The organism is Aliivibrio sp. S10_S31, from assembly GCF_014694495.1.
GTDB classification, from domain to species: domain Bacteria; phylum Pseudomonadota; class Gammaproteobacteria; order Enterobacterales; family Vibrionaceae; genus Aliivibrio; species Aliivibrio fischeri.
Window position 1 is genome coordinate 1 of sequence record NZ_JAAUWR010000152.1, and the last position, 255, is coordinate 255.

Genomic DNA, 255 nt, shown 5'->3' on the forward strand with positions numbered 1-255 from the left:
TACAGCTTGGCACTGAACATTGACCCTACATGTGTAGGATAGGTGGGAGCCTTTGAAGCAAGTACGCCAGTATTTGTGGAGGCAATCTTGAAATACCACCCTTGTATGCTTGATGTTCTAACGTTGGTCCCTTATCGGGATTGCGGACAGTGCCTGGTGGGTAGTTTGACTGGGGCGGTCTCCTCCCAAAGAGTAACGGAGGAGCACGAAGGTGGGCTAATCACGGTTGGACATCGTGAGGTTAGTGCAATGGCA

At 51.0% G+C, this 255-nt stretch carries 1 rRNA gene; it reads left to right on the top strand.

Annotation, left to right across the window (positions count from 1 at the left end):
- Positions 1 to 255, top strand: a 23S ribosomal RNA gene (locus HC728_RS20460); the annotation flags it as partial.